Raw genomic sequence first — 14,771 nt, forward strand, 5'->3', positions numbered from 1 at the left:
ATGCGGAGGGAGCCACCGCGGGCTCTCTCCGCATGACGTCGCGACGGGTCGCGGCTCTCGGAGCGCTCGCCGCGCTGCCGATGGCGGTGCTGACGGTCTTCTTCGTGCTGCCCGTGACCGGCATGGTGGCGCGCGGCTTCTCCGACGGCCCGGGCGCGGTGCTGGAGGTGCTGACCAGGCCGCGCACCGGCCGGGTCGTCTGGTTCACGATCTGGTCGGCGAGCGCGGCGACCGCCATCGCGGTGGCGCTCGGCGTACCGGCTGCCTACGCCCTGTACCGGCTCCGCTGGCCCGGCCGCGGGCTGGTGCGGGCGGCGCTGCTGGTGCCCTTCGTGCTGCCCACCGTGGTGGTCGGGGTGGCATTCCGAGAGCTGCTGGGCGAGGCGGGCCCGCTGGGCTTCCTGCACCTCACCGGCACCGCCGGGGGCATCATCGCCGGTCTGGCCTTCTTCAACGTGGCCGTGGTGATCAGGACCGTCGGCGCCGCCTGGGAGTCATTGGACCCCCGGTCCGGCGAGGCGGCTGCCGCGCTGGGAGCCGCCCCGGCGACGGTCTTCCGCACCGTCACGCTGCCGGCGCTGCGGCCCGCGATCGTCGGTGCCGCCACGGTGGTCTTCCTGTTCTGCGCCACCGGGTTCGGCGTCGTACTGATGCTCGGCGGGCTGCGCTACGCGAGCGTGGAGACCGAGATCTACCTGCTCACCACCAACCTGCTCGACCTCCAGGCCGCCGCCGCGCTGTCCGTCGTGCAGTTCGCCGTGGTGCTCGCCCTGCTCGTGCTCTCCGCCCGGCTTCGCGTTCCCGTCAGGTCCGGTCGGGTGGTGGCCAGGCCGCGCCGGCCACGCCGCGGCGACATCCCGGTGCTCGCCGTCACCGCGATCCTGCTGGCACTGGTCGCCGCGCCGATCCTGACCCTGGTCGACGGCAGCCTCCAGGTCGACGGCCGCTGGAGCCTGGGCAACTACCGGGCCCTCTCCGGCGTCGGCGACGCCCTCGCCACCAGCCTGCGCACCGCCGTCGACGCCACCTGGATGGCGCTGCTGCTCGGCGGGCTGGTCTCGGTCGTGGTGACGCGACGGTCACGGAGCACCACCGAGCGGCGGCTGCGCGGCCTGCTCGACGGCTTCTTCATGCTGCCGCTCGGCGTCTCGGCGGTGACGCTCGGCTTCGGCTTCCTCATCACCCTGGGCTCGCTGCGGGACAGCCCGCTGCTGGTCCCGATCGCGCAGGCGCTGGTGGCCCTCCCGCTGGTGGTTCGCACCCTGGTGCCGGTACTCGCCGGCATCGACGACCGGCTCCGCCAGGCGGCCGCCTCGCTCGGCGCCGGCCCGCTGCGGCAGGCGCTCGTCGTGGACCTGCCGGCGGTGTGGAAGCCGCTGCTGGCGGCCGCCGGCTTCGCGTTCACCGTCTCGCTCGGCGAGTTCGGTGCCACCAGCTTCCTCGCCCGCGACGAGCACCCGACCCTGCCGGTCGTCATCTACCGCCTCATCGGCCACCCGGGCGCGATGAACTACGGCATGGCCCTGGCCGCCAGCGTGCTGCTGGCGGTCCTCACCACCTGCGTGATGCTGGCCGTCGAGCGGCTCCGCGTGCCCTCGATCGGAGCCTTCTGAAGACCATGTTGCAGTTGGACCAGGTGAGCGTGTCGTACGACGGCCACGAGACCGTCCACGACGTCTCCCTCGACCTCCCCGACGGCCGGGTGCTGGCCGTGCTCGGCCCCTCCGGCTCGGGCAAGTCCACGCTGCTGCGTGCCATCGCCGGGCTGGAGCCCTCGACCGGCACCATCGCCTGGGACGGCCGCTCGATGGCCGGCGTGCCGACCCACCAGCGCGGCTTCGCGCTGATGTTCCAGGACGGCCAGCTCTTCGAGCACCTCACCGTCGCCGGCAATGTCGGCTACCCGCTCAAGCTGCGGCGCGCGCCCGACCGACCCGCCCGGGTCGCCGAGCTGCTGGCGCTGGTCGGCCTGGCCGGGTACGGCGACCGGCTGCCCGCCACCCTCTCCGGCGGCGAGCGGCAGCGGGTCGCGCTGGCCCGCGCGCTGGCGGTCCAGCCCCGGCTGCTGCTCCTCGACGAGCCGCTCTCGGCCCTCGACACCGGACTGCGTGAGCGGTTGGCGACCGACCTGCGCGCCATCCTCACCGCCGCCGGCACCACCGCGATCCTGGTCACCCACGACCAGGAGGAGGCCTTCGCCGTCGCGGACCGGCTCGCGGTGCTGCGCGAGGGCCGGCTGGTCCAGGAGGGCGACGTCGACGAGGTGTGGCGCCGGCCGGCCGACGCCGAGACGGCGCTGTTCCTCGGCTACGCCCGGGTGCTCACCGGCGCGGCGGCGCGGCGGCTCGCGGCGGACGCGGCCCAGGTCGCCGTACGACGCTCGGCGCTCGTGCTCGACGATGCCGGCGGGTTCGCCGCGACGGTCGTCGAGGCCCGTGCCACCCCCGAGCAGATCCGGCTCAAGGTCGACGTCGACGAGCTCTCGCTCGGCGCCGCCCTCGACGCGGTCGCCCCGCTCGAGCGCCACCCCGGGCCGGGGGAGCGGATCCGGCTGCGGCTCGACACCGCCAAGATCGCCGTACTCCCCGACCGGTCCGAGAGGTGAGGATCCGGCCTGGCGAGACCGAAACCGGGGCGAGCCCTACAATCGCCCCCATGTATCGCCGCGCCCAATTGATGCTCGTGGGCAATGCGTTGCTCATCGGCGTCTTGGCGATCATCGTCTCGGAGGCCACCGACACCAAGCTCGTCGACCCCGAAGGCAGCTTCCTGGGGCCGACCTGGCTGCGGCTGCCGCTGCTGCTGCTCGGCGCGCTGGCGCTCGACCTGGTGCCGCGCACGCTGTGGGACTCGCGGTTCAAGCCCTCGCGGATGCGCGCCGTCCTGGTCACCCGGGTCAAGACCCACTGGACCCGCGACCGGATCACCCTGGTCGCGTTCGGCGTGATCGCGTTCTACATCGTCTACGTCAGCTACCGGAACCTGAAGTCGGCGCTGCCGGCGCTGACCGACCGGCAGTACGACCGCGACCTGCACTACATCGACCGGGCGCTCTTCTTCGGCCACGAGCCGGGCGTCGTCCTGCAGGACATCCTCGGCACCCATGTCGCGGCGTGGGGGCTGTCCTACATCTATCTCTGGTTCCTGCCGCTGGTGCCGATCGCCGTCACCTGCTGGCTGGTGTGGTCGCGGAACCTGCTCTACGGCTACTGGTTCGTCTGCTCGCAGGCGATCGCCTGGACCCTCGGCACGGCCTCCTACTACGCGCTGCCCACCCTCGGCCCCGGCATCGCCTACCCCTACGTCTACCAGCCGCTCACCCACACTCCGACGACCGATCTGATGGAGGCGCTGGTCAACGCCCGCTACAAGGCGCTGTGGACCGGCGACTCCGCGCAGACCATCGCCGGGTTCGCCTCGCTGCACGTCGCGATCACGCTGCTGGTGGCGCTGATGGTGCAGTACACCGTCGACAACAAGATCCTGCGGCGCCTCTTCTGGATCAACTGCGCCTGCACCTGCGTCGCGACGCTCTACTTCGGCTGGCACTACGTCGCCGACGACGTCGCCGGGGTGATGATCGCGCTGACCTCCTTCTACCTCGGTGGCCTGGCCAGTCATCAGGCCTTCCGGCGAAAGGGTCACGCCAAGCGCGAGGCGGCCCGTGCCCGCCGTACGTCGACGGAGGCCAGCTCGGCTAGCGTCTAACCGGCCGGATCACGCCAGCGCCGCCGCTGACCGTCAGTGACCCTCGGTGACCTCGAAGCGCTTGATGGAGGCCTCGATCTCCTCCAGCGCGGCGTCCTTGCCAACCCACTCCGCGCCCTCGACGGACTTGCCGGGCTCGAGGTCCTTGTAGACCTCGAAGAAGTGCTGGATCTCCAGCCGGTCGAAGCTCGGGACGTCCTCGATGTCCTGGATGGCCTCGTTGCGCGGGTCGACCGGCAGGCACAGCACCTTGTCGTCGCCGCCCTTCTCGTCGGTCATCCGGAACATGCCAACCGCACGGCACCTGATCAGGCAGCCGGGGAAGGTCGGGAAGGGCAGCAGCACCAGCGCGTCGAGCGGGTCGCCGTCCTGGCCGAGGGTGCCCTCGATGTAGCCGTAGTCGGCGGGATAGACGGTCGAGGTGAACAGGGTGCGGTCCAGGCGGATGCGGCCGGTCTCGTGGTCGACCTCGTACTTGTTGCGCTCCCCCTTGGGGATCTCCACCAGTACGTCGAACTCAAGCGTCACGGCAACGGCCTCCACACCTCGCGCGGCGCCTCGCCGGCCGCGTCCTCACGAAAACGGAAACCAGTTTCCACCACAATGACCCGGTGCGCGATTTGAGGGGGCGGATCACCAGTGGCACGTGACCGACGTCACTCCCGGCTCCGTTGGCTGGCCCCGGTCCTGACGATCGTGATGCTGGCGGCCGTCGCCGCGACCGGCTGGCGGCTGGGCTGGATCGAGGAGTGGCTCGAGCCTGCCCCCGCCACGGTGACGACCAGCCCGCCCGAGCCTTGGGAGACGCCGGTGCCCTCGCCGACGGCGGTCGCCCCCGAGGCCGGTACGACGGCACCCGACCCGGCACTGGTGGCGGCGGCCATGACGCCCGCGCTGCAGGACGGCTCGCTCGGTGGCCGGGTGGTGGCCGAGGTCGCCCCGGCCGAGGGCGGCGCGCCGGTGTTCGAGACTGGGGCTGGGGCCGCCGTACCCGCGTCGTTGACGAAGCTGCTCACCAGCACCGCCGCCCTCGCCACGCTCGGCCCGGAGCGGACCTTCGCGACCACCGTCGTACAGCCCGACCCCGGCACCATCGTCCTGGTCGGCGGTGGCGACCCGCTGCTCGCGAGCCGCCCGGACAAGGACCTGTGGCCGGCGCGTGCGGACCTGCGCACGCTGGCGCGCGCCACCGCCGACCAGCTCGCGAAGCAGGGTGTCGGCCAGGTCGCGCTCGGCTACGACGACTCGCTGTTCGCCGGACCGACCCACAGCGTCCACTGGCCGGCCAGCTATGCCGCCGAGAACGTCGTCGCCCCCATCACCGCACTGTGGGCCGACCGGGGCTATGACGAGAGCGGCCGCGCCGTGGCGGACCCCTCGCGGGCCGCCGCCGACGTCTTCGCGACCTATCTGGCCAAGCGCGGCATCGAGGTGACCGGGGAGCCGTCGGCCGCGACCGGCAGTGGCGGCACGCTGGCCGAGGTCGAGAGCCCGCCGCTGCGCGAGATCGTCCAGCACCTGGTCAGCACCAGCGACAACGAGGTCGCCGAGGTCGTCGGCCGGCAGGTCGGCGTCGCGGCCGGCGACCCGACCTTCGAGGGGGCCGCGGCCGCGATCCTGCAGGCCGATGCCGGGGTCGGCGTACCCGTCGACGGCGTCGAGCTGTACGACGCCAGCGGCCTGGCCCGCGACAACCGGATCACCCCCGAGGCACTCACCGCGGTGCTGCAGCACGCCAGCCAGCCGGGGTTCGACGCGATCCTCACCGGCCTGCCCGTGGCCGGCTTCTCCGGCAGCCTCATCGCCCGCTTCACCGACGAGGCGTCTCAGGCCGGACTCGGCGTGGCGCGGCTGAAGACCGGCACGCTGACCGGCGTCCACGGCGTCGCCGGGGTGGTCACCGACGCCGACGGCACCGCGATGACCCTGGTCGTGATGGCCGACGCGGTGGGCGCCGACCAGTCGCTGGCCGCCCGCCAGGCCCTCGACGACGCAGCCGCCGCTCTCGCCGCCTGCCACTGCTCCTAGACAGTATGAAGTGAGGGGTCACTTCATACTGTCTAGTAGGCCGTCGCGGGTCGTCGGATACGGTCTCACCATGACGGACGTCATCGACTGGGACCTCGCCGTCCGGCTCGGGACGCGCATCGCCGGCGACGGGCCCACGGTCACCTCTGCCGAGGCCGCCGACGTGGTGGCCGAACTCCGCGAGGGCGCGGCGCGCTCCACCGGGCTGGTCAAGGACTTCACTGGCCTCGATGCCCCCGAGGACACCGCCCCGGTGCTCGTGGTGGACCGGCGCGGCTGGGTGCAGGCCAACGCCGACGGCTTTGCGATCGTGCTCGCGCCGCTGGTCGACAGCGTCACCCGGAAGAAGGAGCCGGGCGGGGTCGCCAAGGCCATCGGCTCCCGGGTCACCGGCGCCGAGGTGGGCGGTCTGCTCGGCTTCCTGTCCAGCAAGGTGCTGGGGCAGTTCGACCCCTTCTTCGAGCCGCACGGCCGGCTGCTGCTGGTCGCCCCTAATATCGTCCACGTCGAGCGCCAGCTCGGTGCCGTGCCGGGTGACTTCCGGCTCTGGGTCTGCCTGCACGAGGAGACCCACCGGGTGCAGTTCACCGCCAACCCGTGGCTGCGCGACCACCTCTTCGCGCAGATCAACGAGCTCGCCGACACCATGGACGCGGGCTCGGTGCTCGACGACGCCGTCAAGCGGATCGGCGCCGCGATCAGGGGCGAGGGTCAGACCGGCAGCCTCATCGACCTGGTCAGCACCCCCGCACAGCAGCAGATCATCGACCGGATTACCGGCGTGATGTCGCTGCTCGAGGGTCATGCCGACGTGGTCATGGACGGCGTCGGGCCGAGCGTCATCCCCAGCGTCGAGGCGATCCGCAAGAAGTTCGACAAGCGCCGCCGCGGCGCCGGCGGCATCGACCGGCTGATCCGCCGGGCGCTCGGCCTCGACGCCAAGATGGCGCAGTACCGCGACGGCGCGAAGTTCGTCCGCCGGGTCACCCGCAAGGTCGGCATGGCCGACTTCAACACCGTCTTCGCCGGCCCCGAGGCGCTCCCCAGCCTGGCGGAGATCCACGATCCGGACGCCTGGATCGCGCGAGTCCTGTGAGCGAGCGCAGCGAGCTCACCGTCCAGGTCAGCGCCTTTCGTGCCTCATGGGCGCACGGAGCGCAGCGAGTGCGCCCATGAGCCTGCACCCCTCCGTCGCGGCGGTACGCCGGGGGGTGCGTCGTACTCTCGCCGGTCTCGGTCCCGGGGACACCGTGCTGGTGGCCTGCTCCGGCGGCCCCGACTCGCTGGCGCTGCTGGCCGCGACGGTCTTCGAGGGCCACAAGGCCGGCCTGCGCATCGTCGGGCTCACTGTCGACCACGGCCTGCAGGAGGGCTCGGCCGCCCAGGCCGAGCGGACGGTGGTGCAGATGGCGCGGCTCGGGGCCGACGAGACCGCTACCGCCAAAGTCACCGTCGACGACCCGGCCGGTCTCGGCCCCGAGGCGGCCGCCCGGCGTGCCCGCTACGCCGCTCTCGACCAGGCCGCCGCGCACTTCGGCGCCTCGGTGGTGCTGCTCGGCCACACCCGTGACGACCAGGCCGAGACGGTGTTGCTGGGCCTGGCTCGGGGCAGCGGTGGCAGGAGCCTGGCCGGGATGCGACGCGCGTTCGACCGCTACCGGAGACCGCTGCTCGACCTCGCCCGCGACGACACTGTGACCGCCTGTCAGGTCGAGGGGATCGACTTCTGGGACGACCCTCACAACCGCGATCCCGGCTATGCCCGGGTGCGGGTACGACGCACGGTGCTGCCGGTGCTGGAGGCCGAGCTCGGTCCGGGAGTGGCCGCCGCGCTCGCCCGCACCGCCGACCAGCTCCGCGCCGACGCCGAGCTCCTGGACGCCATCGCCGAGCAGCGTCTGCGGGAGCTGGGCTTGCCGCTGCCGGTGGCCGCGCTCGAGGCCGAGCCGGAGGCGATCCGCCGCCGGCTGCTCCGGCTGGCCGCGCTCGCCGCCGGGTCGCCGGCCGCCGAGCTCTTCCACGAGCACGTCCTCGCCCTGGACGCACTCGTCACCGACTGGCACGGCCAGAAGTGGGTGGACCTCCCGGGCCACCTGAGGGGGATCAGGAGAGACAACCAGATCCATGTGGAGCATTGAGCAGCAAGCTTAGGCGAGTCCCGCCGCAGGCCGCCCTGCCAAACATGCCTGCCTCCAGGTGAGCGGTCGCAAACTGACAGGAGGAGCGCAGCGGGGGATGTCAGTTTGCGACCGCTCACCGTCCTTTGCGTGTCAGTCTGCGACGGCTCACCCGTCCTGTGGGGCCGATCGGAGGGCCGACTAGGCTGTCGGGTGTGGACGCCGAGCACGTCAAAGACGACCTGAGCAAGATCCTCTTCACGCAGGACCAGATCCAGGTCAGGCTGGCGGAGATGGCCGAGCAGATCGAGGCCGACTACGACGCCAAGGACCTGCTCATCGTGGGCGTCCTGCGCGGTGCGGTGTGGGTCATCGCCGACCTCGCCCGCTCGCTGACCCGCCACGTGGAGATCGACTGGATGGCCGTCTCCAGTTACGGCTCCGGCACCAAGTCCAGCGGCGTCGTACGCATCCTCAAGGACTTGGACACCGACCTCACCGGCCGCCACGTCCTCATCGTCGACGAGATCATCGACACCGGCCTGACGCTGAGCTGGCTGGTCGCCAACCTCTCCAGCCGCAACCCCGAGAGCGTCGCGGTGGCCACGCTTCTCCGCAAGCCGGAGGCGCTGCAGATGCCCGTCGAGGTGAAGTACGTCGGCTGGGACATCCCCAACGAATTCGTGGTCGGCTATGGCCTCGACTACCGCGAGCGTTACCGCAATCTCCGCGACATCGCGACGCTGGCGCCCCACGTCTACTCCTGACGCGCCGACCTGTCCTGGCCCCAGGCGGGTGCGGAAGCGTCGATCCGCGCTGGTTCATGGGACGATTGGCGATGCCGGATCGTTGTTCCTCAGGGGTAACCTCCCCCGGTACACCTGAAATACGCCCGAAATTGGGAAAGTTCGAGAGAAGCCTGTGAAGCGCATCTTCAAAGGTCCCTGGCTGTGGATCATCCTCGCGGTGGTCGGTGTCCTGCTGGCCTTGCAGTATCTCGCCCCGCACGGCGGCGGCGACGAGATCCCGACGTCCCAGCTCATCAAGTACATCGATGAAGGCAAGGTCCAGGACATCACCTTCATCGACGGGGACCAACGCATCACAGCGACCCTGGACGACGGCACCCGCGCCGACGGGGACGAGGTCACCAGCTACTGGGTCGACGGCGGCCAGCAGACGCTGCTGAGCAAGGTCGACGAGCAGGTCGCCAAGGGCACCATCGAGAAGTTCAACTCCGAGGTCGCCAGGGCCAGCCTGATCGGCTCGATCCTGAGCTTCCTGCTGCCCTTCGTGCTGATGGTGCTGCTCTTCCTCTTCTTGATGAACCAGTTGCAGGGCGGCGGTGGTCGCGGCGTCATGCAGTTCGCCAAGTCGCGCGCCAAGCTGATCTCCAAGGACATGCCCAAGACGACGTTCGTCGACGTCGCCGGCTGCGACGAGGCCATCGAGGAACTCCAGGAGATCAAGGAGTTCCTGCAGGAGCCGGCCAAGTTCCAGGCCGTCGGTGCCAAGATCCCCAAGGGCGTGCTGCTCTACGGCCAGCCCGGCACCGGCAAGACCCTGCTGGCCCGGGCCGTAGCCGGTGAGGCCGGCGTCCCGTTCTACTCCATCTCCGGCTCCGACTTCGTCGAGATGTTCGTCGGCGTCGGCGCGAGCCGGGTCCGCGACCTGTTCGAGCAGGCCAAGGAGAACGCTCCGGCCATCGTCTTCATCGACGAGATCGACGCCGTCGGCCGCCACCGCGGCGCGGGCATGGGCGGCGGCCACGACGAGCGCGAGCAGACCCTCAACCAACTGCTCGTCGAGATGGACGGCTTCGACGTCCGCGGCGGCGTCATCCTCATCGCTGCCACCAACCGCCCCGACGTGCTCGACCCGGCGCTGCTGCGCCCCGGCCGCTTCGACCGACAGATCCAGGTCGACGCCCCCGACATGGCCGGCCGGGACAAGATCCTGCAGGTCCACGCCCGTGGCAAGCCGCTGGCCACCGACGTCGACCTGACCAGCGTGGCCCGGCGTACCCCCGGCTTCACCGGGGCCGACCTGGCCAATGTGCTCAACGAGGCGGCCCTGCTGACCGCGCGCAGCAACGAGAAGCTGATCACCAACGCCCACCTCGACGAGGCGATCGACCGGGTCATCGCCGGACCGCAGCGCCGCACCCGGCTGATGAGCGAGAAGGAGAAGCTCATCACCGCCTACCACGAGGGCGGGCACGCGCTGGTCGCCGCCGCGATGCCGCACAACGACCCGGTGCAGAAGGTCACGATCCTGCCGCGTGGGCGGGCGCTCGGCTACACGATGGTCATGCCCGACGAGGACAAGTACTCCCAGACTCGCTCGGAGATGCTCGACAAGCTCGCGCACATGCTCGGCGGCCGGGCGGCCGAGGAGATGGTCTTCCACGACCCCACCACCGGTGCCGGCAACGACATCGAGAAGGCCACCAGCCTGGCCCGCGCAATGGTGACGCAGTACGGCATGACCGAGCGGCTCGGCGCCATCAAGCTCGGCCAGACCGAGGGGGAGCCCTTCCTGGGCCGCGACATGGGCCACCAGCGTGACTACTCCGAGGAGATCGCCGGCGTCGTGGACGAGGAGATCAAGAAGCTCCTCACCAACGCCCACCAGGAGGCCTTCGACGTCCTGGCCGAGAACCGCGACGTCCTCGACGCGCTGGTGCTGGCGCTGCTCGACAAGGAGACCCTCGGCAAGGAGGAGATCGCCGAGATCTTCAAGCCGCTGCGCCGCCGCCCCGAGCGTCCCGCGTGGACCGGCTCGGAGACCCGCAAGCCGTCCGACATCCCGGCCGTCGAGATCCCACAGTGGATCCGCGACCGTCAACTGCAGGCGGCGGGCATCCCGGTCAACGGCTCCGCGCCGGCGCCTGCCCCGGCACCGGTCGTCTCCGAGACCACCACCGAGGGATGAGCGGCCCGTCCGGGCGCTCGCTCCGATCCGCTTCGAACGGGGACGCCGCATGACGGATCCGGTGAGCCTCCCCGACGACGTGGAGGCAGCGCCGTACGACGCGGTGCGGGCCGAGGCCGCCGTTCGCGAGCTGCTCTTCGCGATCGGCGAGGACCCCGACCGCGAGGGGCTGCGCGACACGCCCGCCCGGGTCGCCCGCGCCTATGCGGAGCTGACCCAAGGGCTGCGGCAGCGGGCCGAGGACGTGCTCACGACGACATTCGACCTGGGTCACGACGAGCTCGTGCTGGTCCGCGACATCGAGCTGTGGTCGATGTGCGAGCACCATCTGGTGCCGTTCACCGGGGTCGCCCATGTCGGCTACATCCCTGCCACGACCGGCAAGATCACCGGGCTGTCGAAGCTGGCCCGGCTCGTCGACGTCTATGCCAAGCGGCCGCAGGTGCAGGAGCGGCTCACCACCCAGATCGCCGATGCCCTGATGCGCATCCTCGAGGCCCGCGGGGTGATCGTGGTGATCGAGGCCGAGCACCTCTGCATGACGATGCGGGGCGTCAAGAAGGCCGGCGCCCGCACCATCACCTCCGCGGTCCGCGGCACCATGCGCACCAACGCCACCACCCGCGCCGAGGCGATGGCGCTCATCAACCGCGCCACCCACTGACCCGCCCCCTCCGCCGAGAGGTCTCTCATTGCCCTACGAGAGGTCGCTTTCTGCCCCTTGAGAGGTCTCTCATCGTCGCCTGCGCGGCACCGGTCGACGATCCGGGACTCTTCGAGGGGCGATCCGGGACTCTTCGAGGGGCAATCCGGGACTCTTCGAGGGGCAATCCGGGACTCTTCGAGGGGCAATGAGAGACCTCTCGGCGGTAGCCTTCCGGCCATGCTCCGCCGGCCCCTGGTCATGGGGATCGTCAACGTCACCCCCGACTCGTTCTCCGACGGCGGGCGGTTCCTGGCGACCGACGACGCCATCGGCCACGGTCGGCAGCTGCTCGCCGAGGGCGCCGACATCCTCGACATCGGCGGGGAGTCGACCCGGCCCGGGGCCACCCGGCCGCTGGTCGCCGACGAGCTGGCCCGGGTGGTGCCGGTCATCACCGAGCTCGCCGCGTCCGGGGCGAGGGTCTCGGTGGACACCATGCGCGCCGAGGTCGCCCGCGAGGCGGTGGCGGCCGGCGCGAGCATCGTCAACGACGTCTCCGGCGGACTGGCCGACCCCGGCATCCTCGACGTCGTCGCCGACTCCCCGGCGTCGTACGTCGTGATGCACTGGCGCGCCCACAGCACCGCCATGCAGCAGGTCGACTTCACCTCCTACCCCCGTGGCGTCGTCACCGAGGTCCGCGCCGAGCTGGAGCAGCGCCTCGCCGCCGCCCACACCGCCGGCATCGCCGAGGAGCGGCTCATCCTCGACCCCGGCCTCGGCTTCTCCAAGACCGCCGAGCAGAACTGGGAGCTGCTGCGCGGCCTCGCCGAGATCGAGGCGCTCGGCCCGCCGGTCCTGGTCGGCGCCAGCCGCAAGACCTTCCTCGGCCGCCTGCTGGCCGGCTCCGACGGCGCGTTGCGGCCGATCGGCGAGCGGGAGGCAGCCCACGCTGCGCTGGTCGCGCTGCTGGCCGAGCGCGGCGTGTGGGGCCTGCGCGTGCACGACGTTCGCGCCACCCGGGACGCCCTCGCGGCCACTGCCCGCTTCCGAGATCCCGCGGACGGGTGACGCCGCTCGCTTCGGCGTCACCCACCAGCGCTCTCACAGCACCGGCCTGCCCCCCTCACAGCACGGCCGGATAGCGTTCGGCTGTGACCGACGAGTTGACCATCACCGGCATCGAGTGCTACGGGCACCACGGGGTGTTCGACTTCGAGAAGCGAGACGGTCAGGTCTTCGTGATCGACCTGACACTCGGGGTCGACACGCTTCTGGCCGCCGCGAGCGACGACTTGCAAGACACGGTGGACTACGGAAGTCTCGTTGGCGCGGTAAGGGCTGCCGTGGAGCGTGATCCCGTCGATCTGATCGAGACGCTCGCCCAGCGGATCGCGGACGTCTGTCTCTTGGACAGCCGTGTTGAATGGGTGCGGGTCACGGTTCACAAGCCAGATGCACCCATTGAGGCGACGTTCTCGGATGTCGCTTTGACGATCACCCGAGCCAACGGAGGCCGAGACAAATGACTGAGACGCCTAACCCGTTCGTCATCGACGCCGACACGCTGACCGGTGAGATGAAGCCGATCCGGCAGGCCGTGATCGCGCTCGGCTCCAACCTCGGCGACCGCGCCGCCAACCTGCAGGGCGCGGTGGGCCAGCTAGCCGACACCCCCGACGTATGGGTGAAGGAGATCTCGCCGGTCTACGAGACCGACCCCGTCGACGCCCCCGAGGGCTCGGGCTCCTTCCTCAATGCCGTGGTGCTGGTGGAGACCACGATGTCGGCGCACCGGCTCCTCGACCGGGCGCTGGCCATCGAAGACGCCTTCGACCGGCAGCGCAGCGGCGTCAAGAACGAGCCCCGCACCATCGACATCGACCTCATCGTCGTCGGCGACAAGCCCAGCGACGAGCCCGAGCTGCGGCTTCCGCATCCGCGTGCCGCCGAGCGTGCCTTCGTGCTCAAGCCGTGGGCCGACATCGACCCCGAGGCCGAGATCCCCGGTGCCGGCCCGGTCTCGCTGTTGCTGGCCCAGGTCGGCGAGGGCGGCCTGGCGCTGCGCGAGGATCTCGTCCTCGAGGCCGATTGAGTCGCGAGACCGAGCAGCCACCGGCGCCTGAGCCGTCGCCGGGCGGGAGCCTGCGCCCCACCTCCGCCGGCGCGCTGACGGCCTTCGCCGTCGTCGGCCTGGTGGCAGGCTGGCTGCTCCACCCGATCGCCGAGAGCTGGCACGGCACCGCGCCGGTGGTCAGCTGGCTGCAGCCGCTTGCGCTGCTCGCCGTCGCCGTCATCCTCGGCGTGACCGCCTGGGCCACCTACCGGGTGGTCCATGTCCGGCGCGAGCGGCTCGCCGCCCACGAGGCCGTCAACCGGCTCGTCCTCGCCCGCGCCTGCGCGCTGGTCGGTGCCCTGCTGGCCGGCGGCTATGCCGGGTACGCCGTCAGCTGGCTCGGCCTCGCCGACCAGCTCGCCGGCCAGCGGGTGACCCGCTCGGTCATCGCCGCCGTTGCCGGCGCCCTCATCGTCGCGGCCTCGCTGCTGCTGGAGCGGGCCTGCCGGATCCGCTCCGATGCCGAGTGAGACGGCGCCGTCGAGCAGGCCGGCGGCGACATCCTCGGGCAGGGCTCACCGCAACCGCGGTCATCGACGCTGAGCGTGTCGTCCGCTCCACGACGAGATCGAGTCGTAACTTGAGTCCATGTCTTCCCCAACAGCAACACAGGCCACACGGCGTCGGCAGCGCAGCGCGCGTGTCACGACCGCCGTCGGCCTGATCGCGCTCGCCGCGCTGGCTGTCGCCGGCGCGGTCATCAGCGGCTCCTGGCCGATTGCCGTGACCGCCGCCGTGCTGGCGGTCGTCCTGGGCGGCGCCGCTGTGAAGATCACCCACACCGAGTTGATGGCCTCTCGGGTCGAGGCTGCCCGTGATCGGGCCCAGCAGGCTCAGGGCTACCGCTTGATCACCGAGGAGCGGGTCGCCGAGCAGGCCAAGCACGACGCCTTCTGGTCCGAGCGGCTGCGCCACCACGAGCAGGCCGTGACCGAGCTCGAGGCGGCTCTGGCGGCCGCCCACCAGCGCGCCGCCGAGGCGCTAAGGGCACGCCACGCCGAGTCCCGCCGGGCCGATGTCGCCGAGCGGGACGCCCAGGCGCTCGCCGTACGCCTGGAGGAGACGGAGGCCCGCGCCGCCGAGGCGATCGTCCGGGTCCACGAGCTGGAGATCGAGCTCGACGCGGTCAAGGCCGAGTACGTCGCCGCCACCGCGGCCCAGGAGCCGGCCTGGCGAGGCACCCACTCCGCTTGACCGCGAGTCGGCAGAAGTGCAGGCGACC

Annotated in this window: 15 protein-coding genes; 14 read left to right on the forward strand and 1 reads right to left on the reverse strand. The window is 71.3% G+C overall.

The genetic code is table 11. The features are described 5' to 3' along the window. Positions 1-32: 32 nt before the first annotated feature. From QM595_RS15185 to QM595_RS15195, 3 genes are read left to right on the forward strand one after another with little or no spacing between them, the layout of a single operon-like run. Positions 33-1,613, forward strand: a complete 1,581-nt coding sequence (locus tag QM595_RS15185; protein ID WP_415172428.1) for an ABC transporter permease — start codon at positions 33-35, stop codon at positions 1,611-1,613. A 5-nt stretch (positions 1,614-1,618) separates the two neighbouring features. Beyond that, positions 1,619-2,605 (forward strand): ABC transporter ATP-binding protein, encoded by a 987-nt coding sequence (locus QM595_RS15190; RefSeq protein ID WP_415172414.1) that lies wholly within the window; start codon positions 1,619-1,621, stop codon positions 2,603-2,605. A 50-nt stretch (positions 2,606-2,655) separates the two neighbouring features. Beyond that, positions 2,656-3,708, forward strand: a complete 1,053-nt coding sequence (locus tag QM595_RS15195) for a phosphatase PAP2 family protein (protein WP_415172415.1) — start codon at positions 2,656-2,658, stop codon at positions 3,706-3,708. 33 nt (positions 3,709-3,741) lie between these two features. On the opposite strand, the gene QM595_RS15200 is transcribed toward QM595_RS15195, so the two are convergent. Beyond that, positions 3,742-4,236 (reverse strand): inorganic diphosphatase, encoded by a 495-nt coding sequence (locus QM595_RS15200; RefSeq protein ID WP_415172416.1) that lies wholly within the window; start codon positions 4,234-4,236, stop codon positions 3,742-3,744. Positions 4,237-4,347: 111 nt separating this feature from the next. On the opposite strand from QM595_RS15200, the gene dacB reads away from it, so the two are divergent. The 11 genes from dacB (at position 4,348) to QM595_RS15255 (ending at position 14,743) form a co-directional block, all read left to right on the forward strand. Then, a complete protein-coding gene (dacB, locus tag QM595_RS15205; RefSeq protein ID WP_415172417.1) occupies positions 4,348-5,736 on the forward strand; it encodes a D-alanyl-D-alanine carboxypeptidase/D-alanyl-D-alanine-endopeptidase in 1,389 nt (462 codons plus the stop codon). A gap of 70 nt (positions 5,737-5,806) precedes the next feature. Further along, positions 5,807-6,832 (forward strand): zinc-dependent metalloprotease, encoded by a 1,026-nt coding sequence (locus tag QM595_RS15210; protein ID WP_415172418.1) that lies wholly within the window; start codon positions 5,807-5,809, stop codon positions 6,830-6,832. A gap of 76 nt (positions 6,833-6,908) precedes the next feature. Further along, positions 6,909-7,874: a tRNA lysidine(34) synthetase TilS gene (tilS, locus tag QM595_RS15215; protein WP_415172419.1), complete on the forward strand. Its 966-nt coding sequence runs from the start codon at positions 6,909-6,911 to the stop codon at positions 7,872-7,874. A gap of 194 nt (positions 7,875-8,068) precedes the next feature. Beyond that, positions 8,069-8,620 carry a hypoxanthine phosphoribosyltransferase gene (gene hpt, locus QM595_RS15220; RefSeq protein ID WP_415172420.1) on the forward strand — a complete coding sequence of 184 codons (552 nt, stop codon included), beginning with the start codon at positions 8,069-8,071 and terminating at the stop codon, positions 8,618-8,620. Positions 8,621-8,774: 154 nt separating this feature from the next. Beyond that, the gene (gene ftsH, locus QM595_RS15225) at positions 8,775-10,787 is read left to right on the forward strand and encodes an ATP-dependent zinc metalloprotease FtsH (RefSeq protein ID WP_415172421.1); all 2,013 of its coding nucleotides are present in this window, start codon (positions 8,775-8,777) and stop codon (positions 10,785-10,787) included. A gap of 49 nt (positions 10,788-10,836) precedes the next feature. Continuing rightward, complete coding sequence (gene folE / locus QM595_RS15230) at positions 10,837-11,451, forward strand: GTP cyclohydrolase I FolE (RefSeq protein ID WP_415172422.1); 615 nt, start codon at positions 10,837-10,839, stop codon at positions 11,449-11,451. Between the two features lie 219 nt (positions 11,452-11,670). Beyond that, a complete protein-coding gene (folP, locus tag QM595_RS15235) occupies positions 11,671-12,504 on the forward strand; it encodes a dihydropteroate synthase (RefSeq protein WP_415172423.1) in 834 nt (277 codons plus the stop codon). Positions 12,505-12,587: 83 nt separating this feature from the next. After that, on the forward strand, positions 12,588-12,962 hold the full coding sequence (folB, locus tag QM595_RS15240; RefSeq protein WP_415172424.1) for a dihydroneopterin aldolase: 375 nt from the start codon (positions 12,588-12,590) through the stop codon (positions 12,960-12,962). After that, positions 12,959-13,528, forward strand: coding sequence for a 2-amino-4-hydroxy-6-hydroxymethyldihydropteridine diphosphokinase (folK, locus tag QM595_RS15245; protein WP_415172425.1), 570 nt, complete (start codon positions 12,959-12,961; stop codon positions 13,526-13,528). The genes folB and folK overlap by 4 nt, the downstream gene beginning before the upstream one ends. Beyond that, on the forward strand, positions 13,525-14,019 hold the full coding sequence (locus QM595_RS15250) for a DUF3180 domain-containing protein (protein WP_415172426.1): 495 nt from the start codon (positions 13,525-13,527) through the stop codon (positions 14,017-14,019). Before folK ends, QM595_RS15250 begins: the two co-directional genes overlap by 4 nt. Before the next feature lie 118 nt (positions 14,020-14,137). After that, positions 14,138-14,743, forward strand: a complete 606-nt coding sequence (locus QM595_RS15255; RefSeq protein ID WP_415172427.1) for a hypothetical protein — start codon at positions 14,138-14,140, stop codon at positions 14,741-14,743. Positions 14,744-14,771: the final 28 nt, after the last annotated feature.

The sequence above is a fragment of the Nocardioides sp. genome (genome assembly GCF_047607185.1).
In the GTDB taxonomy this organism is placed as follows: Bacteria; Actinomycetota; Actinomycetes; order Propionibacteriales; family Nocardioidaceae; genus Nocardioides.

Excerpts from the sequence above, each read along its gene's own strand:
- QM595_RS15255 (WP_415172427.1), top strand. The coding sequence starts at position 14,138 with ATGTCTTCCCCAACAGCAACACAGGCCACACGGCGTCGGCAGCGCAGC.
- tilS (WP_415172419.1), top strand. The coding sequence starts at position 6,909 with ATGAGCCTGCACCCCTCCGTCGCGGCGGTACGCCGGGGGGTGCGTCGT.
- folE (WP_415172422.1), top strand. The coding sequence starts at position 10,837 with ATGACGGATCCGGTGAGCCTCCCCGACGACGTGGAGGCAGCGCCGTAC.
- QM595_RS15210 (WP_415172418.1), top strand. The coding sequence starts at position 5,807 with ATGACGGACGTCATCGACTGGGACCTCGCCGTCCGGCTCGGGACGCGC.
- QM595_RS15185 (WP_415172428.1), top strand. The coding sequence starts at position 33 with ATGACGTCGCGACGGGTCGCGGCTCTCGGAGCGCTCGCCGCGCTGCCG.
- folK (WP_415172425.1), top strand. The coding sequence starts at position 12,959 with ATGACTGAGACGCCTAACCCGTTCGTCATCGACGCCGACACGCTGACC.
- QM595_RS15190 (WP_415172414.1), top strand. The coding sequence starts at position 1,619 with ATGTTGCAGTTGGACCAGGTGAGCGTGTCGTACGACGGCCACGAGACC.
- folP (WP_415172423.1), top strand. The coding sequence starts at position 11,671 with ATGCTCCGCCGGCCCCTGGTCATGGGGATCGTCAACGTCACCCCCGAC.
- QM595_RS15195 (WP_415172415.1), top strand. The coding sequence starts at position 2,656 with ATGTATCGCCGCGCCCAATTGATGCTCGTGGGCAATGCGTTGCTCATC.